General features: G+C 67.2%; 29 protein-coding genes. 9 read left to right on the top strand and 20 right to left on the bottom strand.

The genetic code is table 11. From position 1 onward, the window contains the following. The first annotated feature begins 3 nt into the window (after positions 1-3). Positions 4-225, top strand: coding sequence for a helix-turn-helix domain-containing protein (locus tag ACFSZT_RS09675; protein WP_110341252.1), 222 nt, complete (start codon positions 4-6; stop codon positions 223-225). A 67-nt stretch (positions 226-292) separates the two neighbouring features. Further along, positions 293-691: an RNA polymerase-binding protein RbpA gene (locus ACFSZT_RS09670; protein WP_110341564.1), complete on the top strand. Its 399-nt coding sequence runs from the start codon at positions 293-295 to the stop codon at positions 689-691. Positions 692-809: 118 nt separating this feature from the next. Here ACFSZT_RS09670 and ACFSZT_RS09665 read toward each other — a convergent pair whose 3' ends face one another. From ACFSZT_RS09665 to ACFSZT_RS09645, 5 genes are all read right to left on the bottom strand, one after another. After that, positions 810-2,075: a hypothetical protein gene (locus ACFSZT_RS09665; protein ID WP_146240077.1), complete on the bottom strand. Its 1,266-nt coding sequence runs from the start codon at positions 2,073-2,075 to the stop codon at positions 810-812. Then, positions 2,072-2,389, bottom strand: a complete 318-nt coding sequence (locus ACFSZT_RS09660; protein ID WP_146240078.1) for a hypothetical protein — start codon at positions 2,387-2,389, stop codon at positions 2,072-2,074. The genes ACFSZT_RS09665 and ACFSZT_RS09660 overlap by 4 nt, the downstream gene beginning before the upstream one ends. Continuing rightward, positions 2,379-3,254, bottom strand: a complete 876-nt coding sequence (locus ACFSZT_RS09655) for an inositol monophosphatase family protein (RefSeq protein ID WP_110341258.1) — start codon at positions 3,252-3,254, stop codon at positions 2,379-2,381. The genes ACFSZT_RS09660 and ACFSZT_RS09655 overlap by 11 nt, the downstream gene beginning before the upstream one ends. 73 nt (positions 3,255-3,327) lie before the next feature. Then, on the bottom strand, positions 3,328-3,780 hold the full coding sequence (locus tag ACFSZT_RS09650; protein ID WP_377392708.1) for an NUDIX domain-containing protein: 453 nt from the start codon (positions 3,778-3,780) through the stop codon (positions 3,328-3,330). An 88-nt stretch (positions 3,781-3,868) separates the two neighbouring features. Next, positions 3,869-4,354 (bottom strand): 6-pyruvoyl trahydropterin synthase family protein, encoded by a 486-nt coding sequence (locus ACFSZT_RS09645; RefSeq protein ID WP_110341260.1) that lies wholly within the window; start codon positions 4,352-4,354, stop codon positions 3,869-3,871. Between the two features lie 442 nt (positions 4,355-4,796). On the opposite strand from ACFSZT_RS09645, the gene ACFSZT_RS09640 reads away from it, so the two are divergent. Then, positions 4,797-6,065: a helix-turn-helix domain-containing protein gene (locus tag ACFSZT_RS09640; RefSeq protein WP_377392711.1), complete on the top strand. Its 1,269-nt coding sequence runs from the start codon at positions 4,797-4,799 to the stop codon at positions 6,063-6,065. A gap of 19 nt (positions 6,066-6,084) precedes the next feature. On the opposite strand, the gene ACFSZT_RS09635 is transcribed toward ACFSZT_RS09640, so the two are convergent. Continuing rightward, positions 6,085-6,729 carry an HAD family hydrolase gene (locus tag ACFSZT_RS09635; RefSeq protein ID WP_377392714.1) on the bottom strand — a complete coding sequence of 215 codons (645 nt, stop codon included), beginning with the start codon at positions 6,727-6,729 and terminating at the stop codon, positions 6,085-6,087. A 170-nt stretch (positions 6,730-6,899) separates the two neighbouring features. Between ACFSZT_RS09635 and ACFSZT_RS09630 the strand changes: the two genes are divergently transcribed. Next, positions 6,900-7,763: a hypothetical protein gene (locus tag ACFSZT_RS09630; RefSeq protein WP_377392717.1), complete on the top strand. Its 864-nt coding sequence runs from the start codon at positions 6,900-6,902 to the stop codon at positions 7,761-7,763. 76 nt (positions 7,764-7,839) lie between these two features. Here the strand turns inward: ACFSZT_RS09630 and ACFSZT_RS09625 are convergent, their stop codons facing one another. The 3 genes from ACFSZT_RS09625 to ACFSZT_RS09615 all read right to left on the bottom strand — a co-directional run bounded on the left by ACFSZT_RS09625 (position 7,840) and on the right by ACFSZT_RS09615 (position 11,236). Beyond that, positions 7,840-8,730: a methyltransferase, FxLD system gene (locus ACFSZT_RS09625; RefSeq protein ID WP_377392720.1), complete on the bottom strand. Its 891-nt coding sequence runs from the start codon at positions 8,728-8,730 to the stop codon at positions 7,840-7,842. A gap of 135 nt (positions 8,731-8,865) precedes the next feature. After that, positions 8,866-10,278 carry a group II intron reverse transcriptase/maturase gene (gene ltrA / locus ACFSZT_RS09620; protein WP_377392723.1) on the bottom strand — a complete coding sequence of 471 codons (1,413 nt, stop codon included), beginning with the start codon at positions 10,276-10,278 and terminating at the stop codon, positions 8,866-8,868. 541 nt (positions 10,279-10,819) lie between these two features. Further along, positions 10,820-11,236, bottom strand: coding sequence for a hypothetical protein (locus ACFSZT_RS09615; RefSeq protein WP_377392726.1), 417 nt, complete (start codon positions 11,234-11,236; stop codon positions 10,820-10,822). Positions 11,237-11,638: 402 nt separating this feature from the next. Here ACFSZT_RS09615 and ACFSZT_RS09610 point away from each other — a divergent pair, with 402 nt between their 5' ends. After that, positions 11,639-12,154 carry an NUDIX domain-containing protein gene (locus ACFSZT_RS09610; protein WP_377392729.1) on the top strand — a complete coding sequence of 172 codons (516 nt, stop codon included), beginning with the start codon at positions 11,639-11,641 and terminating at the stop codon, positions 12,152-12,154. A 20-nt stretch (positions 12,155-12,174) separates the two neighbouring features. Here the strand turns inward: ACFSZT_RS09610 and ACFSZT_RS09605 are convergent, their stop codons facing one another. The 11 genes from ACFSZT_RS09605 to ACFSZT_RS09555 form a co-directional block, all read right to left on the bottom strand. Continuing rightward, positions 12,175-12,726, bottom strand: a complete 552-nt coding sequence (locus tag ACFSZT_RS09605; RefSeq protein WP_377392732.1) for an NUDIX hydrolase — start codon at positions 12,724-12,726, stop codon at positions 12,175-12,177. Then, on the bottom strand, positions 12,723-13,562 hold the full coding sequence (locus tag ACFSZT_RS09600; RefSeq protein WP_377392735.1) for a class I SAM-dependent methyltransferase: 840 nt from the start codon (positions 13,560-13,562) through the stop codon (positions 12,723-12,725). The genes ACFSZT_RS09605 and ACFSZT_RS09600 overlap by 4 nt, the downstream gene beginning before the upstream one ends. Positions 13,563-13,634: 72 nt before the next feature. After that, entirely contained in the window at positions 13,635-14,555 is a 921-nt protein-coding gene (locus ACFSZT_RS09595; RefSeq protein ID WP_377392738.1) for a DUF2797 domain-containing protein, read from the bottom strand. Between the two features lie 31 nt (positions 14,556-14,586). Beyond that, positions 14,587-15,282: a dTMP kinase gene (locus ACFSZT_RS09590; RefSeq protein WP_377392741.1), complete on the bottom strand. Its 696-nt coding sequence runs from the start codon at positions 15,280-15,282 to the stop codon at positions 14,587-14,589. A gap of 19 nt (positions 15,283-15,301) precedes the next feature. Then, complete coding sequence (locus tag ACFSZT_RS09585) at positions 15,302-16,369, bottom strand: hypothetical protein (protein ID WP_377392743.1); 1,068 nt, start codon at positions 16,367-16,369, stop codon at positions 15,302-15,304. Continuing rightward, the gene (locus tag ACFSZT_RS09580) at positions 16,369-17,199 is read right to left on the bottom strand and encodes a hypothetical protein (protein ID WP_377392746.1); all 831 of its coding nucleotides are present in this window, start codon (positions 17,197-17,199) and stop codon (positions 16,369-16,371) included. The genes ACFSZT_RS09585 and ACFSZT_RS09580 overlap by 1 nt, the downstream gene beginning before the upstream one ends. Next, complete coding sequence (gene folE, locus ACFSZT_RS09575) at positions 17,184-17,810, bottom strand: GTP cyclohydrolase I (RefSeq protein WP_377392749.1); 627 nt, start codon at positions 17,808-17,810, stop codon at positions 17,184-17,186. Before folE ends, ACFSZT_RS09580 begins: the two co-directional genes overlap by 16 nt. A gap of 234 nt (positions 17,811-18,044) precedes the next feature. Next, on the bottom strand, positions 18,045-18,275 hold the full coding sequence (locus ACFSZT_RS09570) for a hypothetical protein (protein ID WP_377478221.1): 231 nt from the start codon (positions 18,273-18,275) through the stop codon (positions 18,045-18,047). Between the two features lie 28 nt (positions 18,276-18,303). Then, a protein-coding gene (locus ACFSZT_RS09565; RefSeq protein WP_377478172.1) for an IS5 family transposase occupies positions 18,304-19,124 on the bottom strand; the annotation gives its coding sequence in 2 pieces (ribosomal slippage) (positions 18,304-18,770 and positions 18,770-19,124; 822 coding nt in all). A gap of 63 nt (positions 19,125-19,187) precedes the next feature. Further along, positions 19,188-19,652, bottom strand: a complete 465-nt coding sequence (locus tag ACFSZT_RS09560) for a 7-carboxy-7-deazaguanine synthase QueE (RefSeq protein ID WP_377396439.1) — start codon at positions 19,650-19,652, stop codon at positions 19,188-19,190. Continuing rightward, positions 19,649-20,314 carry a 6-pyruvoyl trahydropterin synthase family protein gene (locus tag ACFSZT_RS09555; protein WP_377396442.1) on the bottom strand — a complete coding sequence of 222 codons (666 nt, stop codon included), beginning with the start codon at positions 20,312-20,314 and terminating at the stop codon, positions 19,649-19,651. Before ACFSZT_RS09555 ends, ACFSZT_RS09560 begins: the two co-directional genes overlap by 4 nt. A gap of 296 nt (positions 20,315-20,610) precedes the next feature. Here ACFSZT_RS09555 and ACFSZT_RS09550 point away from each other — a divergent pair, with 296 nt between their 5' ends. The 4 genes from ACFSZT_RS09550 (at position 20,611) to ACFSZT_RS09535 (ending at position 24,082) form a co-directional block, all read left to right on the top strand. Then, positions 20,611-21,144: a GntR family transcriptional regulator gene (locus ACFSZT_RS09550; RefSeq protein ID WP_377396445.1), complete on the top strand. Its 534-nt coding sequence runs from the start codon at positions 20,611-20,613 to the stop codon at positions 21,142-21,144. 30 nt (positions 21,145-21,174) lie between these two features. Beyond that, positions 21,175-21,903: a GntR family transcriptional regulator gene (locus tag ACFSZT_RS09545; protein ID WP_377396448.1), complete on the top strand. Its 729-nt coding sequence runs from the start codon at positions 21,175-21,177 to the stop codon at positions 21,901-21,903. Positions 21,904-22,376: 473 nt separating this feature from the next. After that, complete coding sequence (locus tag ACFSZT_RS09540; protein ID WP_377396451.1) at positions 22,377-23,708, top strand: helix-turn-helix domain-containing protein; 1,332 nt, start codon at positions 22,377-22,379, stop codon at positions 23,706-23,708. 14 nt (positions 23,709-23,722) lie between these two features. Beyond that, positions 23,723-24,082 carry a hypothetical protein gene (locus tag ACFSZT_RS09535; RefSeq protein ID WP_377396454.1) on the top strand — a complete coding sequence of 120 codons (360 nt, stop codon included), beginning with the start codon at positions 23,723-23,725 and terminating at the stop codon, positions 24,080-24,082. The last annotated feature ends 48 nt before the right edge of the window (positions 24,083-24,130 follow it).

Genomic DNA, 24,130 nt, shown 5'->3' with positions numbered 1-24,130 from the left:
GGCATGGCAGCACACACCACGGCCAAGGGACGCCGGATCACCGGCGAGGCCCGCACCAAGATGGCCGCTGACCTGAAGAAGAAGTACGAAAAGGGCGCCAGCATCCGTGCGCTGGCCGAGGCCACCGACCGCTCGTACGGCTTCGTGCACCGAATCCTGTCGGAGTCCGGTGTGGTGCTGCGTGGACGCGGCGGCGCTACCCGGACCAAGCCCAAAGCCTCATAGCCCAGCGACAGCGGGCACGAGAACGGCTCGCGACACCAGCCCATCCGATACGCGAGCGGAGATCATGATGCCCAGACGGGTCTTGCGGGGCTACCGCCTGGGAACGCCCACTGGCGAACCGGATCGCGATGCGCGGCCGGCGCCGCGGATTCAAGTCCGCTTCGCGTGCCGAAGAGGACACGAGTTCACCGTGCCATTCTCGACAGACGCCGAGATACCCGCCGTCTGGAGATGCCCACGACACGGCGTCGAACATTGCCTCCGAATCAATGAAGACTCCGACTGGCAACCGCCCAAGGGAAAGCCCCCACGCACGCACTACGTCATGCTTTTGGAACGACGGAGCATCGCCGATCTTGAAGTCCTCGTCGACCAGGCGCTGGCGGGCATCCGCCTGCAGCGCCGATCACCTTACGGTCGCGTGCCCATCGGCGACCGAACCTACGGTTTCCGGTTCGAGCCATGACCGCCAGCCCGAGAAGGCGTAACAGGCTGGCTCTGATGTTTCGAGCCGACTACCTCGGAGCATGCGAGGTATCGAGCCCGAGGGCGCCTCGCCTCATCATCGACGTGCAGGTCGCGGTCTACGGCCTGGGCTGGCCGGTGCCGGAGTTACGAGCCGGTGAGCCGCGCAGTTCCGTGACGCGCTCGCGGAATGGCGCGCCGACCGGCCCGCGCAAATGCCGACCCACGGGCACCTCTTTGTGTTCACAGTTTCCTTCGCTATGCCCCCAGGTGTTCATACACATGTTTGCTCGATACGGGCCGCGCCAGTACCGGTGGCGATAGTGAGGCGAGCGACGGCTGTTGTCCGACGTGTCGTGGTCGGCGTTGTCCTCTCCGTCGTCGGGAGGCAGGTCTTCGGTCCTGAACCGCGGGTGTACCCGGACGATGTTCACGGCGCTCGTCGCGGTGATGCCGGCTCGGACGTCGCCTCGGGTCACTGATCGCGGAGCTGCGATCACATCGGTGTGGGTCAGCGGTTTCTTGACTTTGTGGTCGAGCAATTGCCATAGGCCGTAGACGGTCTGGACCCATCCGGCGCAGTGGTTCGCGTCGGGTTCGGGGAGCAGTTCACCGAACTGGAGGGTCGCGGTGAAGGTAGCGAGTACCGGCATCGGGCTCATCCGGGCCGAGACAGTGCGGACATGGTCGGCGAAGTAGCCCGCGCTGTAGCAGGTCTTTGTCGCTGCCCACTGGGCGACGAACGTGTCCGGGGGCAGGCCGTCCCATTGGGGCGGCCGATTTGGGGTGTAGAACGACAGTTGGACCCGGTCCTCGTGCGGCGGTGGCAGGCGTGACCAGCTGATGGCGACGATTGGGGCCTCGACGTAACCGGAGACGTCGTGGAGCCAGGGGGCTGGTGTCCATCCTGAGCCTGGCAGGTCTTGCGCACGCGCGGCGTCGTAGAGGGCGCCGCCGATGCAGCTCTCGAACAGCATGAAGCCGGTCATGCTGGGCATTCGATCCGGGCGGGCGGGTTCGGTGGACGGGGTGGACGAGTAGGTCACGGCCATCTCGATCGCCTCGTGGTCGACCCACGTCAGGCTCGCGTTCTTGAGGCGGCCAGCTTCATCGCGGGCGTATCGGCGTACTTCCCGGTCCTCGCTCTCCGCCGGGGCGGCTCTCGCGACCTGGCCTGTTCGTCCTTGCTGGGCGCCCTCGGCCGCGATAGTGGTGTAGTGGTCGTGAAGCCGCCGGCGGAGGAAGGGAAGCTGCTCGGAAGACGGCGCGACCCACGGCGCGGGTTGGAAGATCGAAGCGTCCGGGATCGGGTCGGGAATCGTGAGGCCATCGGTTGCCGGGTGCATGAAACGGACTCCAGCCAAGGTCGCGGCGGCGCTGGTCACAGGCGGCGCAGTGCGTGCAGCACGCGGTCGAGAAGCGCCAGGTGCTCGTCGTCGGGCCGCGGTCCCTCCAGCGCGGCCCGCCGCGCGGCGGCTCGTTCCTCGTCGAGGTCCAGCGGAAGCGCGGACGGTCCCGTGGCGGGCAGTTGTCCAAGGCTGGGGAGGTACTCGGTGAGTGGTCCGTTGTCGGCACGGCGGCGCGCGGCTTTACCGTGGACAGCATCGAACGGCAGTCCGGGGGTTTCCGGCGAGCAGCGAGGACTCGGCAGGATCACCATGGCGTCCGGCTTCGTGTCCGGCTCCTCACTACGGTTCACCGCTCTGCGGCAAGCCGGTCGGACTCATGACGGGTTCGGGTCGGTCGTCATCGGGCCAGAAACGGGTGCCACGCAAGACGTGCAGGAAGGGCAGCAACTCGTCGCGAAGTCCCGGCGTGGTGGCGATCGCGCACCGGGAACGGGTGGTGTGAGGGCTGGCGTCGGCATCCAAGACGAGGGCCCCGGCCTCGCGGGCGATGGCAGCCCCGGCCGCGGTATCCCAGGTCCGGTTGCCGAGCAGGACGCAGGCGTCAAGGGTGCCGTCGGCGACCCAGACGAGGTCAAGTGCGGAAGAGCCGTAGCGGCGAAGCCCTTGTGCCCGTCCGGTGAGTTCCCGGTCCACAGTGGAGCAGAGCACGTCTCGTAGGGCAGTGTCCTGGCCGCTGCCATAGTCGCTGAACCCGATCAGGGCTCGATCGAGCGACTCGGTGGCCGAGACGGCGATGAGTTCTCCGTCGCGGTAGGCGCCTTGCCCGTCGGTCGCCCAGTAGCGGTGTCCGAGAAAGGGAAGCGCGGTGACGCCGAGGATGGGCCGGTAGTTGTGCACGAGCCCGAGGGCGATCGCACACAAGGGACTGCCGTGGTGGTGGTTGATCGTGCCGTCGATGGGATCGAGAACCCAGTAGGTCTCCTGGCTACCAACCGCGCCGGTTTCCTCTCCGAGGAACCCGATCTCGGTGTGCCCGTCGGCAATCAACCGTTGGCGGACAACGTGTTCGACGTCCTCGTCCACTTCGGATACAGGGTCGCGGTCGCCCTTGTACCGGATCGAGCGAGGACGGTGGCTGAGGACATGCTCGACCGCAAGATCGATCGCGGCCTGTGCCGCGGTCAGGGCAGTAGTGAAGTCGGGTGCCGACAGCATGGTTCCTTCGGTTCTTCGGACACACCCGGCTCGCGCAGCAGCGTCGAATGGACCGGGCCGTGGACTGTGAGGGTCAGGAGTGGTGCGGCCACCACGGGCGTTCGACGGTCAGCGCGTCGCTTCGCAGTCGTTCCGCGATGACCGCGGGGCGCAGCTCGATTTGGTGGAGGTCCGCCTCGGCGAGCCACCGCAGTTCGTGTTCGCTGGCCCAGGCGCCTTCGGGGCCGGCGAGAGTCACGTCGAACAGCAGCGCGAGCTCATAGAGCACAGGCTCGTCTGGTGAGTCGTGGTCGCGCAGTTCCACCGTCGCGCAGAAGTCGAGGTAAGCGACGTCGACGTTGGTCTGTTCCCGCAGGGAGCGCCGCAGGGCGTCCTCAACGGATTCACCGGGCCGTACTCGACCGCCGGGTAGCCGGAAGGCGCTGGCGTCCCGGTCTCGTACGAGTAGAAGGCGCTCGTCGTGCCCGACGAGGCCGTATACCGCGACAAGCGGACCGAGAGCGGGAGCGGTGGAGGAGGTCATCATGGTGCTCTCACGATCGACGGACAGGACGATATCGAGGTAACGCCTCGAAGTGAGCAAGGACTTGAAGGCCGCGTGCAGTTCTTGGTGCTCATCGCGTCACCGGGGGTTCGTAGACGGCGGTGTTCAGCCGGGTCTCGCGGACCAGGACCCGCTCGATCCGCGCACCGTCGGCGCGGGCAAGCTCGGCCAGCGCGCTCTCCGCGACTCGGCCTAGCAGTACCGCCACGGCTTCTACCGTGGGCCACGGCAGCCCGTACCCGAATTTTTCGGCGCCGTCGGCCGGGCGCTCGGCTCCAAAACGGAACACTCGGTTGCCATCGGCGACCAGCGGGGCGATCAGCCGATCACGGACACCGAGCATCGTGGCGTGGTCGAGGTGCTCGTCGATCCAGCGCCGCACCCCGACCTTCAATGCGCCGAACTCCACGACGGTCACCTCGGGGCTCAGCTCTGCTGCGCTCACTGTCACGGCAACCGACCAGGAGTGGCCGTGCAGGTTTACGCATTTGCCGCCCAGGTGCGGCAAGCGATGCCCGGACTCGAAGGAGTGCTCGATGGTGATCTTGTGCGACATCAGCGGGGCACCAGGTTCGACTGGTCAACCGGCGCGGGTGAGCGTGCTGGTTGCACCTCGCGCATATCCACTGAAGCAAGCTCACTTTCCGTAGCGAGAGGGTGGCTGAGACCGGTATGGCCTGCGGTGGGCGGTCGGGGGTCGCCCACCGCAGGCCGAATCCCAGTCAACGACGCCGCCCTTGCCGATCACCAGAGCGGCCGTGCGGCGAGAACGAGGCGTCAACGGGGCGACCCAGGCGCTGACCAGCGCGCTGTTGGTCTGCTGGAGCGAGGGGCTTCACCCAGATGGGCATGCAACTGCGATTGGCGATCAGTCGGGTCGTCAGCCGTGGTCGAGAACGGAGCGGCCATGAGGCAGCGATGAGGCGACACCCTCCCTACGCTGCGAAAACCGGCGAGTACTGTGCGCTATGGAGGGTCTGGAAGGAGGGACAACGACGATGGCAGCACGGCCTCTCACCCCGCTCGCCGTTGCCCGCGAGACCGCGGGTTATACCCAGGAAGCCCTCGCCGTCACTCTGAAGGTCGAACGGACCACCATCGGACGTTGGGAACGTGGGGTCCAGTCACCTCAGCCTTGGCAGCGGCGCGGCCTCGCCACCGCCCTGCAGGTCTCGCTCGACGTACTCGACGACCTGCTGCGACGTACCCTTCGGCGACCTGCTGCCAACATTACGACGGTCCTGGTCTCACCTTCGTCGAGCCTGGTGACGACCCCCATCGAGCAAATCGTTCACCAGGACGGACCGGAGCCCGAGGCCGACGTCATCCACGCCGCCATCCCGCGCCTGCGCCGCGCGCTTGACCGGCTGGATCTGCCTGACGACGGACCAACCAGGTCTCCGGACGATCTGCACGGCGAGATCATCCGCGCCAGCGACGACCGGCTGCAGTCCCGCTACGGCAACCTCGCCCGCCGCCTGCCCGACCTCATCGCCGAACTCGCCCGCGCCGGTCAGCTGGGCGACGCGGCAGGCCAGCGCCACGCCGCCTCCCTACTGACCTTGGCGTTGCGGGCTGCTGACGGCGTGGCGTTCAAGTTCGGCTACCTGGATCTGTCCGCCCGCCTGATCGACCTGATGCGCTCGGCCGCCCAGATCGCCGAGGACCCGCTGCTGCTGGCCGCCGTGGCATACGTGCGCACCGAAACCTTCTTCGCCACCGGCGACCTGGACACCGCCGCTCGCGCTCTCGAACTCGCCGCTGACCACGTGCCCGATCTCGACACGACCTCCTCCTTGGCCGCGTTCGGCGCCCTGCACATGCGCGCCGCGGTGGTGGCCGGCCGGGCGGGCAAAGCTGACCTCGCGGCCGACCACCTGCGTGAGGCCCGCCGCGCCGCGGGCAGTGTGCCCGAGGGCATCTACGTGGGCACCGCGTTCGGCCCGGCCTCGCTGCGCATCCACGAACTCGCGGTCGCCGTCGAACTTCGAGATCCATTGGGTATCGAACGCGCTGCGTACTGGCACCCGCCCCACGAACTGCCCGCCGAGCGTCGTTCCCACTACTTCATCGATCTGGCCCGCGCCCAGCTCACCCTCGGTCGCCACGAAGACGCTCACCTGTGTCTTCAGGCTGCACGCCAGGCCGCGCCCGAGCACACCCGCACCCACCCGCAGGTCCGCCAATCCCTCTCGTCCCTCCTGCGCACCCACAGCGCGCCCAGCGCCGGCTTGCTCGACCTCGCTGCTTGGGCCCGCGCTCGCTGATCCGCCAGTCACCAGCCACTCAGCGCGGGGACAGCAGATCCGGCAGGTCGTGAAGGGAGTCGATCACCCAATCCGCGTCGCGACGCACCAGCGGGTCATCAGCCCACAGGTAACCCCACGGGCCGCGCCGGATCAACGCCGTGCGGAATCCCGCTGCCTTCGCGGCGACTACGTCGTTGTCCCGGTGGTCACCCACGTACATCGTCTCGCCTGGCCCGTCGGGCACCATCTCTGCGACGCGGGCGAAGAACTCGGGCGAAGGCTTGGCGACACCCCACTCGCCCGAGGTCGCGACCTGGTCCACCGGCAGGCCCAGCGCACGCAATAGCTCGGCCGCACGGGCGGTCTGGTTCCCGGCCACCCCCACCCACAAGCCGAGTTCCCGCAGCCGCGCCAAGCCGGGCCGGGCGTCGGGATAAAGGTCGCCGTCCTCGATACGCTCACCCAGTCCGGCCTCTTCCCGTAGCCGCCGTTCGCGGGCGAGGTCGAAGCCGGGCTTGAAGTACTGGAACGTCTCGGCGTTGTCCCGGCCGGCAGCGGTAACCGCACCCAGCACAGTCGAGAAGGTATGACGTGGCACGCCGATCCAGTCGGCCCACGCACCCCACTCGCGCGAGTCGTCCAGCAACGTCTCGCCCACATCGAACACCACCGCAGTCACCATGCTCCTACTCCTACGTCACCCACGAACACCGCACCACAGAGGGCCCTTGCGGGCCCATACAGCCCCGCCGACCTCACCGCTGCGGAAGCCGGTCAGGCCGCCGCGTGGTCTGCCACGCCGAACACGCAGCCTGCACAACGTGCGCAGATCGGGGCTGCCATCCTGAACCGATGAGCACCTCCGGTCAGGGCCGCGGTCGTGACGACTTGGGACGCGCGCTGTTGGCCCAGCACCCTCGTGGCGAGCAATGGCGACAGCTTGATGTGACCATTGCCAACCTGACCTTCGAGCAGATCACTCGAATGGGCTCACTCGGCGAGGAGCGCGCCTCCGATCGCCAGGCCGTCCGGGACAGGATCATCGCGCGGATCATCGACCCCGAGTTGGCCGGACGGCTCGCCTCACGGTGGATCCGATGGAAGGACACCTTCGGCCTGCCGATGCCCACCGAACTCGATGACCCGATCGCCGTGCTGCACCACCCCTACCTGCTGGCCCGGCAGGCTTCACCGGGCCACTCCGGCTGGCACAAGGTGGTCCTGCCCGTGTTCGACGCCGGACTGGCGATCGCAGCGGCAGGCCACGACGACGAGGGAATCGCCGACCACGAATTGCTCTCCGCTCCGTGGCGGCAGACCTGTCTGCCCTCGCGATACACCGCGACTGACGCCTACGGCCCTCACACCCAAGCCGCGCTGCGAGTCCTGCGCCATGCCGAAGCCACGCCGGCAGCGGTTGCGCGCCGGATGGGTCGGGTGTGCACGGAAATCGACGAGCAACGCTGGGAAGCGGCTTGTGCCGCGGTCACCGAGGCGTCGATCGCGTGGGGGTTCCCGCTCCGGGCGCGCTCCCTGTATTGGGAGGCCGTTCCAGCCGCTGAGGACGCCGTCGGCGAGTCACCCACAGACACGTCGGTCGTCAACGCATTGTGGGGCGCGGCGATCTCGCAGGCGTTCGCCGGACGACTCGACTCCGACACCAGCGCGCTTTTGGCCAGCCCTTGGCGGACGGCGGGACTTTCACTCCCTGGATGACCCACCTCGCCGCGCTCCACGGCAACGGTCAGGCCGCGCCTCTGCCTGACACCGAGGTCGCAGATCGGCGACGAGATTATCCGGTCGGGTCGTAGGTGAGGACGAACCTGCTGTGGGTCTTGTCGATGGCGGGGCCCGCCAGTTCGCTGTCCGGGGTATCGGCCGGGTAGACGATGAGCGATGGCGTGTGCTGGTTCCGCTTGGGCGCCCAGGATCGGATCTCGTCGCAGAGGTACTCGGTCAGCTGGTCGGCGGTCGGGCCGTGACCGATCGCGCCCAACTCCCATCGCACCTCGTCGTCGGATTCCAGGCGGCGGGCGGTGAGGTAGACCAGCGTGTCGCCGTCGACCAGCGCCATGCGCCACCACCCACCGATCGGGTCACACACCTCGGGTGGAACGTCGGCGTGGACCTTGATCCGGCACACGCGCGGGTCGGTCGCGGTCAGGCGGAGCCAGAGCCCGTCGTGCGACTCGTTCCTGGCGATCGTGGTCCCGGACCAGGCGGTGACACGCGGCTGGTCGAGCACTCCGCGCAACGCTTCGGGGTCCACGGCCTGGTCGCGGTCCCAGTGGAGCGACACCAGTTCGTCGGCGGTGATCGAGCCGCTGAGTTCGCCCTCGCCGTCACCGACCAGGTACACGAAGCCGCACAGGTGGAGCGAGTCGGAGATCAGACGGCCGTCGGTGTAGGTGAAGGCGACGCTGCGCCCCTGGCCGCGCCAGCGCAGCGGGGCGACCAGCCGTCCTCCGGGCGCGAGCTGTTTCCACCAGTGGGCGGGGATGTCCCACGGTGAGACGGTGGCGATCATGCGGTCGTACGGCGCGCGGTCGGGGTAGCCGAGCCCGCCATCGCCAGTGACGACGTGCACGTCGCCGTAGCCGGTGGCGGTCAGCGCTTGTGCGGCTTTCGCGGTCACGTCCGGGTCGATGTCGATCGTGGTCACCAGGTCCGCGCTGCCGGTCAACTGCGCGAGGTGAAGTCGGCCCGGAGCGCGGTGCTGGCCTTTCCGCCAGCCCGTTTCTCCGGACCGCTTCCCGCACCCGCCGTGCGGCTCTCACCGCAACGGGCGCTCCACAGGTCCCGCTGTGCTGGGTGATCCTCATGCCGTTCGTGGCCAGGGCGAGGGGATAGCTGTTCCTCGGTAGCGGTAGCGCGTGGTGCGCACCGTGGCCGCGTTGAACAGGTCCGTGGTCTCGCCTGTTGGCCACCATCGGCCGCCGCAGTAGCGGCGTCGCAGTTCCTTCCAGTTCATCCGGGGATGTTTCTTGCGCAGCCACCAGATCACGCGTTCCCACGCATAGTGGGACACGTAGTTGAAGGCTTTGCTCGACACCCCCGGACGGAAGTAGACGCACCAGCCCCGCATCATCCGGTTGAGATGGACGAGCAGGTCATCCAGCGTCAGCCCAACGCCCGTCTTCCGGCACTGCTCCTTGACCTTCCCCGTGATCGCGCTAACGGACTTCCGCGCCGGGTAGGTATAGACGTAGTGCTGGTTCGTGCCTCGTTTGCGATGACGCTGGATGCGCCACCCCAAGAAATCAAGGCCATCCTCGATATGGGTGGTCAACGTCTTCTCCTCCGACAGGCGCAGACCCATCGTGGAGAGCACGTCGGCGATCTCGTCCCGGAGCGTTTCGGCGTCGGCCCGAGAGCCACACACCATCAGGCACCAGTCGTCGGCATAGCGGACCAGCCGGAAGTTCGGCAGTCCTCGGCGACGGCGCCACATCCGTCCGCTAGCACCCCACCGAGCGGTGTCATGCCCTCCCGGTGCCTGGGTGATGTGCTCATCCAGAACCGAGAGCGCGACGTTGCTCAGCAACGGCGACAAGATCGACCCTTGCGGGGTTCCGGTGCTGGTCTCCCTCAGCAGGCGATCCTCACCGAGGATTCCCGACTTCAAGAACGCCTTCACCAGCGCCAGGACGCGCTTATCCCCGATCCGAACTCGCACCCGCGCCATGAGCGCAGGATGCGAGATCTCGTCGAAGCATGCCTTGATGTCACCCTCCACCACCCACTCATAGGAGTTGGCGGCATAGTGGCGTACCTCGGCTACCGCGTCATGTGCCCGGCGGTTCGGGCGGAACCCGTAGGAGCACGGGAGGAAATCCGCCTCGAAGATCGGCTCCAGCACCAGTTTCAGGGACGCCTGCACCACCCGGTCGGTCACCGTGGCGATCCCCAGGCGACGGACTTTGCCGTTCGCCTTCGGGATCAGCCGCTCACGAACCGGGAGCGGGCAGAAACCGCGGTCGCGCAGTGCGGACCGCAGCCCGTCGAGGAAGACCTCGACACCCCGCACAGCCTCCACGTAGTGGGCGGTCTCGCCGTCCACCCCGGCCGTCCGGGCTCCCTTGTTACCCCGCACCCGAGCCCACGCCACCAACAGGAACGCGGGATCGGCCACGAGATTGAACAGGTCGTTGAACCTGCGACGAGGGTCATCACAGGCCCAGCGGTGCAGCTTCGTCTGGATCTCCAGTACCCGGCGTTCCGCCTTGACCAAGGCGTACTCCAGCTCGTCGGTATTCACCGGCGACGTCCTCCTGGCATTCCAGTCCTTCCGCTGCTGACTTGCTGTCCTCCTTCGCCATGTACGCGCCTTTCGCGCGCTCGGACTACTACGAGGACTCCGCCACGTCCGGACGCCATCAGCCGACGACGAGCCTGCCCCGCTTCCGATCGGATATCGGAAGGGTCGGGCAGCATCCGGACGCTTCCCACGTTCACCACCATCCGTTCGACAAGTGAGCCGCCCAGCTCTACCCCGGCAGACTCGCCACACCTACGCCGCAGACCTTCGGCGTGGCCTCCGCCCCGGCAGCCTTAACCGGTTACGGAGTCGCATCCAGAGACATCCTGAAGGCGTGCACTGCACACCGGCCCGTATCCACCAGATTTGAGCCGGCACAACGATTACGGAGCTTCAAGCGCTGGCTTCTCTCGTACGGCTTCTCGTCTCGCTCACCGGACCCGCGCTGTCTGGCAGTACCAGCACGTCCCGACTTTGTCAGGGCCGCTTGCCATCCTCCCGCGCGTCTCCGCGGTCAGACTGCCCTCGGCTTCGTTACCCTGCTGCGACAGGACAACGGCGGGGATCTCCCATCCCCACACGGAATTGGTGGCGCCTCGTGGCGCACCAGGCAGGCGTTGTACCCGGTGCCCGCGCCGATTTCCAGGATGCGGTTGCCGGGTTGGACGTGAAGCTGGTCGAGCATCGCCGCGACCAGCCACGGCGCCGAGGCGCAGGACAACGACCGGCCGTCCTCGAATCGGTGTGTGACCACCGCCTGCCACGGGTCGTAGGCGGCGGCCAACCGGACGTCCGGAACGAACTCGTGGCGTGGCGTATCGAGCAGCACCCGCTCGACCTCGCTGAGCTGCGCGTATCCCGCCTTGCGGACCTTGGCGACCATCTCCGCGCGCAGCGTCGTCGGCGACACGGTGGTGGTATCGGTGTCCATTGCTTCCCTTCTCGTTTAACGATCAACTCTGCGGACGGCCGTAGCCAGCATGGCTCCGTCGGCGACGCATCCAGACATGGGGTGGGTCGCACACCCTGGGTTGTTCGGGCCGGGCTGCTCTCGCCGGAGCATGCCGCGAAGGCAGCACCTCCCTCTCGGCGCAGCCGGAGGTAGTCAAGTGCCAAATGGGCCATCCCCTCAAGCGCGTCGGGGCAATGCCGTGCACGTGTGAATGAGGTGTCACCTGGCTTGACCTGCGTGAACTTGGCGATTCGTCGCCGACGATTCCACCATTAGGGGGCATCCAGCCTTCAGGCCGTTCATTCGCGGGCTGGGACACGGCGGGCGTTGATCTCTCCGCAATGTCCGGGGTGGCTGCGGCGTCGGCTTAGGCTGGGTCAGGTGATTGACCAGTTGACCGTGGAAGCGGCGGTCGCCGATGCTCGCCTTGCTGCGATGGAGTTCGATGACGCCCAGGCGTGGCTGCGCGCCCATCAGACGCTGATGGAGCCGCTCGCGGCCGAGGTCTGGGTCACGGACCCGTCCTACAGCCACGTCCTGCTCGTGCGGCACCGCGTGCGTGGATGGGTACCGCCTGGCGGAAAGGTCGAGCCGGGCGAGACGCCGCGGGCAGCCGCGGCCCGTGAACTCGTGGAGGAGGCCGGCGTGGCGGGCGAGCTGCTGCCTGTGCCGGCCGCGGTGGCTGTCCGCTCTTTCCGTGCCGACTGGGCGCCGACGCTGAGCCTGTCCTACGGGGCCGTCGTCAGTCGTGATGTGCCGCTCGGCGGGGAGACCGGCCAGCCGTCGGAGTGGGTCGACCTGGACGAGACGTGGGAGAGCGTGTTCCCCGAGGACCGCGACCGCATCCGCGCGTACGTGCGCCGATTGGCGGCGGGGAACGTAGTGGGAGCGCACTGAGGCCCATCGCCGATGCACGGTCAGAGGACCTGGTCGATCGAGCTCAGGGTGTCGTCGGGCAGCGTCACCAGTTGGAGCTCGTGAAGGAATCGAACCCACACCGGCTCCAAGCCGGGGTTCGCGGTGAACTGCTCCTCGCTCAGCTGCCCTTCGGCATAGGCCGCGGTGCGGTGCGCGTACTGCTGGAGCTGGTCTTGGTGCAGCCATCGGGGGGCGCGCACCTCTTGGGCAGATGGGCTGACCGATCCAGACGTCTGGGCCCGATAGATCCACCACTGATGGCCCACGTGGTCGCTGGTCGGCCGGCGGCAGTGGTTGGGCCGCCATGCGGTCAGCAGCAGGTGAAGAGCGGTGACGGTCAGGCCGACTTCCTCGGCGACCTCAATGTGGGCGGCTTGCTCGGGCCCTCCGTGCTGGTCGACATGGCCGGCGACCGGGGCGATCCCCGCAGGGGGCCTCGCCCGTTCGAAGACCAGCAGCCCGTCCGGTGAGGAGATGAGCACACCGACGGCCGCATGGTCGCAGTACTTTGTCCCGCTGCCGCGGCTGCTGATCGGCGGCGGCGCGGTCAACGTTGTTCCCTGGGTCGCTGTGCGACCACCACGAGCCAGCTCGTCACGGTAGGCGTGTCGGGCGTGGTCAGCGAGTACGCCTTGTCGAGGATGTCCATCCGCTGAGCGTGCGTGAAGTCCCCGTTGGGGCGAGCGAAGACCGGAATCGACAGCCACGCCTTCTTCTCCGCCATGGTGCTGTGCTGGGCGACGATCTCGGTGTCGAGCATGGTCAGCCCAGCGACGGAGAGATGGTCGGCGACCGCGTCCAGCGGCAGCTTAGGAGCTTCCTCGGTGGTCGGCGGCGGGGCGTAGCCGTAGTCGTTGGCCGCCACTTGGTGGATCAGGGTGTTCAGCGACGGTCCGGGACGCACGCTGGTCTCATCGGGGTGGCGGACGCCAGCGAAACCGCCGCCGATGTTGAACACGAACCGGCCCCCTGGCCGCAGGACCTGGTGGACGGCGGCGAGCACCTGTGGCACGTCGGTCTTCCAGATCGCGGAGTTGCACACCACGGCGTCCGCCGCGCCGGGAACGTGCTCGGCCAGGTTCTCGGCCGGGGCCGTGACCCAGGTCAGGCGCGGGTCGGTCAGGGTCCGCCTGCCGACGCGTTGCATGGCCGCAGCGTTGTCCAGGGAGATGACCTGGGCCTGGGAAGGGACGAGATCGAGGATCGCTTCCGCAGTCGCGCCCGCTCCGCCGCACAGGTCGATCACCAGGCTGCTGCCGGCGAGACCGGCGCGGTGGGCAAGGTCTCGGCTGGTGGCGCCGTACATGGGGAAGCCACGGGTGAAGGCGGCATACGCCTCTGCGGTGGTGTCCTCGTCCCAACCGAGAACGGCGTCCAGGGGTGCCATGTGGGTACCTCGCTTCAGGATGCAGGGCCGGGTTCTAGGCGGACGGGACGCTGACCAGCCAGGCGGGGGCGGTTAGAAGAGAGCGTTCTGGAAGGCGGCGACGGGCGACGCGAACGGGCCGAGCGTGATGCGGCGACCCTTGAGGGTGCCGAGGTCGAGCACGTAGTCCACCTCGTCAGCACCGTCCAGGACGGCCAGCACCTGGGTGCCGACGCACGAGACGACGGTGAGGCCGTGCTCACCGTCGCGCAGATCGTGTGGATACAGCATCCGTACACCGTCGGCGACGCGCATACGGTCGCCTTCGGCAGGAGGGATCCACTTCTCCGGCATCGCCGAGGTGCCCATGGCGGCGAGCGCGTCAACGGCGCGGGCGACGTGGCGGTCGTGGGTCGCGGTCGCCATGGTCAGGTCGGTCAGGTTGGCCAGCGCCTTGAGCTTGGTCGAGGCTCGGACGGTCTGGGGCATCTGCAGCCCGCGGGTGATGGCGTCTTCGAGGTGCCGTACGGCCCGGCCGTCGGGACTCTTGGTCAGGTAGGTGGCGATCAGGGCGCCCTGTTCGTCGAGGCGGGATTGCTTGCGTGGTTCGGCTGCGGTGCCGACCTTGGTCGCGCCGTCGGCGAAGGCGGCGAGATAGAGCCAGTGCGGTTGGTCCATGTACTGGCGCAAGGCTTCGGGGACGTTGCCGCCCTGGTGGAACTGGTGGGCGAAGCGGAACTCGTCCTGGCGGAAGCACCGGCCGCACTGGTCGCTCTGCTCGGTCGGCGCGCGGTTGGGGCAGGCGAGGGCCTCGACGCGCACCGTGTCGGCGAACTGATACCGGCCGGTGCACCACCGGCCAGTACCAACCGCAAAGCCGAGTCGTTGGTTCATGATCTCGGCGTAGACCAGCGGCCCGTCGGGCAGCGGGGCCAGCAGCAGCCGGGGATCTCCTGTCGCCCAGGTGATGCCGTGGCACACGTACTCGCCGTCGGTCGGTTGGGTCGCTGGCATGGTGCGTTCCTCGTGGTGACTGCGGGCGGGATCAGATGGCGAGCTGGAGGCGGTCGGCGAGCGCGTCGGCGGCGGTCTTGAAGACCGCGTCGCGGTCCATGTCGGTCACGTCCATCGACAGCCATCCGCCGCGCTGCTCGTGCTCGCGCAGCTTCGCGAGAACGATGTCCTGGTAGCGGATGAAGTCCTCGTCCGTGGCGCCGGAGTGGCCGGTTTCCAGGGAGCTGAACTCGCCCTTGCGGGCGAGCGCGTCGCGGGCGCTGATGCGCAGGAAGAAGACCAGGTCGGGTTCGGTGAGGTGGGCGAAGACCTGCTCGGCCAAACTGGTGGAGACTTCGGGATTCACCGCGTAGCGAGCGAGGATCTTGTGGTGGGCGTTGTCGAGGATCACGTGGGTTCCGGCGGCGAGAGCGGGTTGGATGACGAGTTTGTCCTGGAGGGTGTACCAGGCGGCCAACGCCAGCAGCCAGTAATGGTCGCCGCACGCCTGGGCGACGCGGGCGTCGCGGCGGTAGACGAGTGCGTTGAGCCGATCGACGTAGGCGGACAACTCCGGGTCCATCGGGACTTCGGTGCTGTGCTTGCCGATCAGGATCGCTTCGTGGCCGGCCTCGTTGAGCGCTTGGTGCAGGCGGGTGGCGAGGGTGGACTTGCCCGCGCCGTCGATACCGACCACCGTGATCTCCCGCCCGCGCGCAGGGTTGAAGAAAGGTGCTGCGTTCGTCATGTGGTGCCCTCCAAGGGGTTCAGATTGGCCGAGCGGCCAGTCGGTTGGCGATGACGTCTTGTATCTGTCTGATTAGGACGGTGCGCCGTCGGACAACGTCGCTGTGACGCTCGTTGGACAAGTCCGCGGGGTAATGGCGAGCGAGGTTGTTGGAAATGACATGTAGATAGCCGAAATCGATCCCGGCATCGCGTGCTGCGACCCCCATTGGACCGATCTCCGGATCGACGAATGCGTGCTCCGCGTGCTCGGTCAGCCAGTCCCGGTTCTCCAGCAGGATCGAGGGCGAGGTGACGTGGACGCCGGTGTGCACGCCCGCTTGGGCGGTGGCGAAGTCACCGAAGAAATCGGGCCACGTGACGAAGCTGCCACCGACGAGGCTCGTGTTTCCGGTGGCCAGTCGCGTGTTGGGCTCGATGTCGGGGTTCAGCGCGCCGACTTTGCCGACGTAGACGACGTCGCGGGCGCCGAGCTCCGCCAGGCGCGTGACCACGCGCCCGGCGACGTCGCCCCAGATGCTGTGCAGGAAACCGAGGTAGACCACCCGGCGGCCGTGGATCTCTGTGCGTTGCCAGGCGTAGCCGTGCCCGTGGTTCCACACGCCGCCCGGCGGGGCGAGGTGCGCCAGACCCCAGCCGACGATCACGAGGTCGCCATCGAGTTCGAGGTCGAGCTTCCCCACCGCCTCGCGGGACAACGTCGGGTCAGGCAACTCGTAGGTGACGGTGTCGGCCGCTTTTCCTGTCATGGCCAGGTAAGTGGCGATGATCAGTGCGTAGTGGTGGACGTAGTCGGTACCGGGGAATGCCTTGACGGTGAGGTCACGGCCTTGGACGTCGGCGGTGGGGCGCTCGAAGTTGAACAGCTTGCCGGTCTTCTCGTGCTCTGAGATCACCGCTTGGCGGTCGTAACTGCCGACGACGTGGATGCTGTCCCAGTCGTGGTCCTGGATCAGGTGGTGCACCTTGATCTGGAGGTAGCGCAGAAGGCGGTCCGGGGCCATGGTGTGCCCGTCCACCGCGATGGGAGAACTGCGCAACGCCGAGTCGGGGCGTGCGGGCAGGACCGCATTGGCGAGCAAGTTCATCAGGCGGCCTCCGGGATACGGACGCTGCTGCCGGCCGCTTCGCGGACGACGGCGATGTTGCGTCGGATCAGGTCGAACCGTTCCTCGGGGATGGGGCCCAGGTCCTCGATCCGAGGAGTTTTGGGCTTCTCGTAGGGGCCGCCGGGCAGCATCGCGATGCCCATCGCGCCGAGGATGACCGGCGCGGCCCCGTCGACCGAGGCGATCCATTCGTGCTCGCGCTGTTCGACGAGTTCCAGGTGTCCGGTACGGCCGAGGCCGAGCAGCCGATAGACGATGCCGTCCTCGATCATGCCGTGGTCTTCCAGATACCGAGTGGCCGCCCAGCGGGTGCGGCAGAGCTGATCTTCGGGCGCCGGACGCCGGGATGCGGGCAACGCGATCGCTCCGACGTAGTCGCTGGAAGCGAAGTAGTCGTAGCAGCGCAACCACTCTTGATCGTCTGCCGCGTGCAGCACGACGCACAGCCGGAACTCGTCGCTCAGGTCGAGGATCTCGTGGGCGGCTTCGTCGCTGGCCTTGATGGTGGCGAGCCCGTCGCGCATGACGTCCGGCAGGATGATCTCGCGGGCGTCGACTATGCGGGCTGCCGCGATCAGGTCGGCGGCCGGCAGGGCGTGGCCGAGATCGAAGACTCCATTGTCGACAATGATCTCCGCGCCCCGCTGGGCTTCGCGGTGGAAGAACGCGCGGTAGGCAGCGTCGGTAAGAACACGCTGGGCTGCCACGTGGTGGACGCTGGCGGGCTCCTGCGCGACGAAGGCGTTCAGGTAGTCGGGCGGCGCGATCGCGGAGAAGGCGATGCTTTTGGCCATCACGCTGCCCTCCACCTGTCGGTGGCGAGGGTGAGGAATTGTTGGGACAGCACAGAATCGCTCTCGAATCGACCACCGGCCTGCACTGTGGTGGTACGAGCTGCCTCCATCCGCACACCCCGTGCGCTCATGCACAGGTGCGTGCCGCGGACCGCGACGGCCACGTCGTTACTGCCGAGCGCTAAGGCGATCTCGTCGGCTACCTGCCGAGTGAAGCGCTCCTGCACCTGGAGGCGACCCGCGTACTGCTGTGCGATGCGGCCGAACTTCGACAGGCCCATCACCTCGCCGTCCGGTACGTAACCGACTGCGACGTCCAGGTTCATGGGCAGCAGGTGGTGCTCACACAGCGACCAGACGCTCATGCCGCCGATCACGACCAACTGGCCGCTCAGGTGTTGCTCGGTGAAGCAGGTCGGTGTGGCCGACGGCTCCGGGGAGAAGAAATCGCGCCACCACGCGGCGACCCTGGTCGGCGTGTCCGACAGGCCCTCCCGTCCGGGGTCCTCGCCGATCGCGGCGAGGAGCTGGCCGACAAGATCGGCGACGCGCTCGGTGTCGACCGGACCCGGCGACGCCAGGTCCTGGCTGTCGCTGGAAGCCAGCCTGTCGAGGGTGTTGGTCACGGACTTCGCCTCGCTTCCGGGTTTGGTAATGGGTCAAAGACGTCAGCAGCGGCGGCTGGAGATAGAGCCCCGGCGCGCAGGCGCTGCGCGACATGCCAGGGCAGCGTTGGGGACTGCGAGCATCAGGGTGGTCCCGGTCAGGTCCTCCGAAGCCGAGTCCCAAACGGGAGATCGCCGAGTTGTTGGTGCTGGCGCGGAAACCACGCGATCCAGCGCTCGGTCTGGGAATCGGTGTCACCGCGCTCCGGTCAGGATGTGCAGGCGGGTGGAGACGTTCCACCCGCGTTCAGTGGCCGGGCCGTAGAGCGCATCCATACCGGCCAGAACCTTCTCCTGGGTGGTGCCTTCCGGCATCACCCACACCGGAGCCAGCTGGTGCTCCTCGACGAGCTGGGCGATCTCGTCGAGGTCGCGGTCGGGCTCAGTGACAACGAACTTGAACACCGCGCGGTCTGTCGCGACCAACGCCGAGAGGGCATCGGCCTTAGGGGTCCTAACACAATGAGTGGGCTTTGAGGCGGCGCCAGCAGATGATGGCGCAGCCGAGGGTGAGGAAGGCTTCGTGGAGGTCGTCGCGGATCTCCCATCGGATGCGCAGGCGCCGGAACCAGTGCAGCAGGGCGAACGCGCCCTCGACGACCCACCGGTACACGCCGAGGCCAGAGCCGTGTTCCTCGCCGCGGCGGGCGATGACTGGCGTGATTCCCTCGGCACGGACGAGTTTGCGGTACTTGTCGTGGTCGTAGGCGCGGTCGGCGTAGATCCGTCGTGGTCGTCGGCGGGGCCGTCCACGACGGCCCCGCACCGGCGGGATCGCCTGGATCAACGGCATCAGCTGGGTGACGTCGTGCCGGTTCCCACCGGTCAGAGTGGCTGCCAAGGGGATGCCGGTACCGTCGGTGATCACGTGGTGCTTGGACCCAGTGCGGGCTCGGTCTACCGGGCTGGGACCGGTTTTCGGCCCCCTTTTAACGCCCTTACATGCGATCCATCGACCGCCGCCCGTGACCAATCCAGCCGGTTCGCCGCGTGCAACTCCGCCAGCAGTACCTCGTGCAGCCGCTGCCATACCCCGGCCTCGGTCCAGTCCCGCAGCCGGCGCCAGCACGTCATGCCCGACCCATAGCCCAGCTCCTGCGGCAGGAACTCCCACGGAATCGCGGTATAGAGCACGAACATGATCCCGCACAACGCCTTGCGGTCGTCCAACCGCTTACGCCCCGGATGTCGAAACCGACGCTCCACCTGCGGCAACAACGGCTCGATCCGTTCCCACAGACCGTCGTCGACCTCCCACGGACGCCGCTGCCCCACCCAGCCCACCTCTCACCGAAGACCAACAAGACACGGCATCAAACCACACCCAAGGTCATTATGTTAGGACCCCTTAATGCGGGTTGAGTAGGTCATGCCGGAGTTCGCGAGTTTCGGACTCACCACCCAGAGATCGACCAAGGAGGCAAGTTCCGGTGTGGGCGCCATCGTGCCGTTGGTTTCGACCTGCACTCGCACGTTCGCCAGGCCGCGGGCGAGGGCGGTCATGGCGGGCTGCTGCAACATCGGCTCCCCGCCGGTGATCACCATCATGTCCACGCCGCGCTCACGCACCCACGACACCAGCTCGGCGATGGGGACTCTGTCGCTGACCTCGGCCGGGTTGTATCTGCTCCAGTCCCAGCTCTCTGGGGTGTCACAGAAGCCGCACCGGAGGTTGCACCGGGAGAACCGGACGAACACGCAGCGCTGCCCGGTCCACGGGCCTTCGCCCTGGAACGACTCGAACTTCTCCGTGAGAATCGCGGAACCCTCTACACGTTCGGGAGCCAAGGCCGGCGTGTTCACGAGGCATCGCCTCGTTCCCACAGGCCGGTGGTCGTCCCCGAGTCGACCCGTACGGATACGAGTCGACCGCGGATCTCCGGCTCGACGTTGTCGACGAACCAGCCAGCCAGGTGGGCGACCAGCGCAGGGCCGGCAGCACGTAACCCCGCGTCGGCGTCAGGCGCCTGGAGGTACGTCCCGAACGGCTTCAGGTCGCCGAAATCGGTGATGAACCCAACCTCGTTGAGTCCGTCCGCCCCCAGAACCAGCGTGACGTCGCCGTGGCTGGTCTTGAAGGTCTTCGAGATCGTGACCTCGCTGGTGACGCCGTCACAGCGTGCTGACGTGGTCGCGGTCTCCGACACCACCATCTCGACCAGCGTGATCGGCATTGTCGATTCCACATGGTCCCGGAACCACTCGGCAAGGTGCGCAGCGAGAAGTTCGCTCGTCGGGTGGAAGGTGACCTGCTCGTTGAGCAACCGGTGGTCAAACGTCGCGGCCAGATAGTCCCCGAGAGGCGACAGGTCTCCGGGGGCGTCATCGCGCACGAACGCCGAGGCGGTCACCGTGTAGTTGTGGCCGTGGTTGCGGCGACACTTGTGACTGGCCGGTAACTGCCTCAGCTCGTGGCTGGCGCTGAAGCCGAACGACTGCGAGATGGTGATCTGGCCGTCCGCCACACACTTCTCCTCAGTGGCCTTCATGTAGCCCTCCTTCTTCGGTCATGCCGAACGGCACTCGGACGATGTGCGCTGGCGGCCGAACTGTCTTGCCGGCCCGGCTGACGCAGCGGCCGGAAAGTTCGGGGGTCGAGCTGACCAGTGACGATCTGTAGTACCTTCGCTACGATTGACCTTACTGCGATATCGGAAAGGTGACAAGGTCGTCGGATGAGCATCGAACGTGGCCTTGCTGCCTTACGACTAAGGTCAATGGTGGGAGTACCTCCCACCGCGAGACACAAGGAGGGCGAGCGATGACGAGCGCCGGCCCGTGGACGAGCGTGTCGATGCCCTACGTGAGCGGCCACCGGGGCGACGCCTGGGGCGCCGAGGCAGCAGAGCATGGCGGCACGGGGACTCAAAAGTTGCTGAGTGTTGACGAGGTGGTCGCCTCCGCGACGGTCGCCGACATGCTGGGCCTGAATGCGGGCGAGGCGGTGGTCGTGCGGCGCCGCCTCATGCTGTTCAACGACCACCCGGTCGAGCTCGTCGACTCGTACTACCCCGCGAACATCGCTCGGGGCACCAGACTGGCCGAGCCCCGCAAGATCCCCGGCGGTGCTGTCGCACTCCTGACCGACCTCGGACATCCGCCTCGCCGCGTCTGTGAAGACGTCAGCGCACGCTTGGCCACACCACACGAACGGACCGCGCTGGAGCTGGACGACCCGTCCTGTGTGCTGCTGCTCGCTCGCGCGCTCGTCTCCGAGAACGATCTGCCCGTCGAAGCCAGCGTGATGACGATGGTGGCCGAGGGGCGACGGCTGCGATACGAGCTGACGCCATGACCGCCCTGACAGCGTCTCCAGGAGTCGGCCTTGCCTCGCGCCCGTGACATCCGGCCCCGGCATCAGCAGATCGCGGCGGAACTGCGCGATCTCATCATGCGCGGCGAGCTGAGCCCAGGTACGCAACTGCCGTCCACCGCGCAACTCGTCGAGCGGTACGGCGCAGCGAACGCCACCATCCAGCACGCGCTGAAGGCACTGAAGGACGAAGGCTTCCTCGACAGCCGTGTTGGCAAAGGCGTCTATGTCCGTGATCGGCAGCCGTTCATCATCGACGCCTCCGCCTACATCAAGCCTGAACCAGGCCGGTTCCGCTACCAGTTGCTCAACGTCGACAACGTCGTCCCACCCGCGGACATCGCCGAGGGATTGCAGCTGATGCCAGGTGCTACCACGATCATTCGCACCAGAATTCTCTTCCACGACGAGCAGCCCGTGGAGTTGTCCGCGTCGTACTATCCCGCCGAGATTGCCGCCACCAGCAGCCTGGCGAAGGCCGCGAAAATCCGCGGCGGCGCACCCCAGGCGCTTGCCGACCTCGGCTTTCCTCAGCGGACCTTCGTCGACCGGATTTCGGCACGCCCCCCGACGGTGGAGGAAGCCGAGACGCTGGACCTTCCAGATGGGACGCCGGTGATCCGGCAGTTGCGTGTCATCTACAGCGACAACGAACGCCCCGTCGAAGCCTCGGTCCTCATCAAGGGCGCACACCTGTATGAGCTGTTGTACCGCCAGACCGTAGAGACCGAGTTGGGCTAGAGCCACGATGCCAAGGGTTTCGATTTCAGACACGGCAACTGCATTGGTGACGATCTCCTCATCGGTCACGCCCTGGAAATACGAAACGGTCCCGGTCCGAGACCTCAATGCGGCGCATCGAGCGTGCCCACCAGCACGTCCGCGTGAACGGGAACTCCCCATCGACGTAGAGGGCGGGCTCGCCACCTTGCATCCACAGCGGGGCGTTCTGGTGAAGGCGCTTCTAGGTACTCGGGCTGCCGCCGGAGGCAGAAGCTCCCCCAGACCGCAGCGACCTCAGTCAACTCCCGATGATCAACGGCATCCAGAGCGACGACGCGGCGGCAATGAGGCGGCAATGAGGCGTCACCCTCCCTGACCTGCGGAAACACCTTTTTTTGTGGCGGTAGGCCGAACGGGTGCTGCTCGCCGAGCGGGTGATCAGACTTGACCGGTAGCTGGTTATCGTGGCATTGGACCGACGGAGCGAGGTGATGTTCATGGGCGACCGGCGAGAGGCATTCGCTGCGCGGCGTGAGCTGATGGGCTACACCCAGGAGAGCCTCGCGGCTGCCGTCGGTGTGGAGTTCTCCACCGTCGGCCGGTGGGAACGCGGTGATCTGACGCCGCAGCCGTACCGGCGGCCCCGCATCGCAAAGGCGCTCGGTCTCACCCTCGAAGAGCTGGGTACGTTGCTCACACCGACACCGTCCGGGCAGAACGGCACCTCGGCCGTCGTCCTGGCCCAGATCGCGGGAGCGGATGTCCTCCCTGTTCAGCCAGACCTCGCGGAGACAGACGACATGAACCGTCGCGACCTGCTACGCCTGTTCAGCATGACCGGTGCCTTGCTGGCGTTGCCAGCGGCCGAGTCGGCTGTCTGCGACGCGGAAAGGCTCGCCGCGGCAGCCCAAACTGGTGCCGTGGACTCGACGGCAGTCGCTGAGTTTGAGCAGCTCAACAGCCATCTGTGGCGCGTGTATGCCTTCGCTCCGACCAAGAGCCAGGTACTTCCCCTGGTCCGCGCCCAGCTCGATGTGCTGTCCGAAGGCTTGCGTCGACCACAGACATCGGCTACCCGGCAGCGACTTTGCGAGTTGTCCGCCGACCTGTTCCAGTTGGCGGGCGAGATCTTCTTCGACGGTGATCGCTACACCGACGCCGCCCACTGCTACACCCTCGCCGCGACAGCGAGCAAAGAAGCCAACACCCCAGACCTCTGGGCATGCGCGCTGACCAGACACGCCTTCATCGCCGTCTACGAACGCCGGTTCACCGAAGCCGCCCCGATCCTCGAACTGGCTGCTGACCTGGCCCGCCGCGGCGACCCCGCTCTCTCGACCCGGCATTGGATCGCCGCCGTACAGGCCGAGACCTTCGCCGGCCTCGGTGACCTCGACACCTGCCAGCGCGCACTCGACACCGCCGCCGAGGTCGAACACCTGCAGGGGCGGGTGCACAACGGCGGCTGGCTCCGGTTCGACGGCTCCCGCCTTGCCGAGGAACGCGGCACCTGCTACGTCACCCTTGGCCGCCCAGATCTCGCCGAGGCCGCGCTGACCGATGCGCTGGCCGGCAACCTGACCGCGCGGCGAAAGGCAGGCGTCCTCACAGACCTGGCAATGATCGGTGTGCACCGGCGCGATCCCGACCAGGTCGTCAGCTACACCAACGCCGTCCTAGCCACCGCTCGCCAGACAGGCTCCGGAGTCGTCGTGCGCAAGCTGCGCGGCCTACAGCCGCACCTGGCACCCTTGCTCGCCGACCAGCAGATCCAACAACTCGATGCCGAGATCAACAGCCTTATCGGCAGCCACGCCGCGTGATGGAGGACAACAGGATGCAGGACGACCGAGGCCGCGTGTTCCGCGAGGCGTGGATCGCTGGAGTCACCAAGCACTACCCCGGCGAGCCCAAGCCCGGATACATCACGCCGTGGGACCAGACCCCGGACTGGGAGCGCGACGCCGCGACCGCTGTGTACGACCAGGTCTTCGCCTTCATCAAGGCAACCGATGGCGCCACCGCCAAGCTCACCCGCGACCAGAAAGGCCGTTTCGTCGCGCTGTGCTGGATCGGCCAGATCTTCAAGCACTTCCCCGAGCCGAAGGCGTCCTACGTCGCGGACTGGGACGACCTGCCGGACTGGCAGAAGGCGACGGACATCGACATCTTCGAGCGCATCGAACAGGACGTGTAAGCCCAAGCCGCTGTAGGGCGGCACCGCCTTCAAGCTCCGGCGTGGCGG

The organism is Prauserella oleivorans (genome assembly GCF_042685745.1).
GTDB lineage: Bacteria > Actinomycetota > Actinomycetes > Mycobacteriales > Pseudonocardiaceae > Prauserella_A > Prauserella_A oleivorans.
This window is presented reverse-complemented; position numbering and strand designations above follow the sequence as displayed.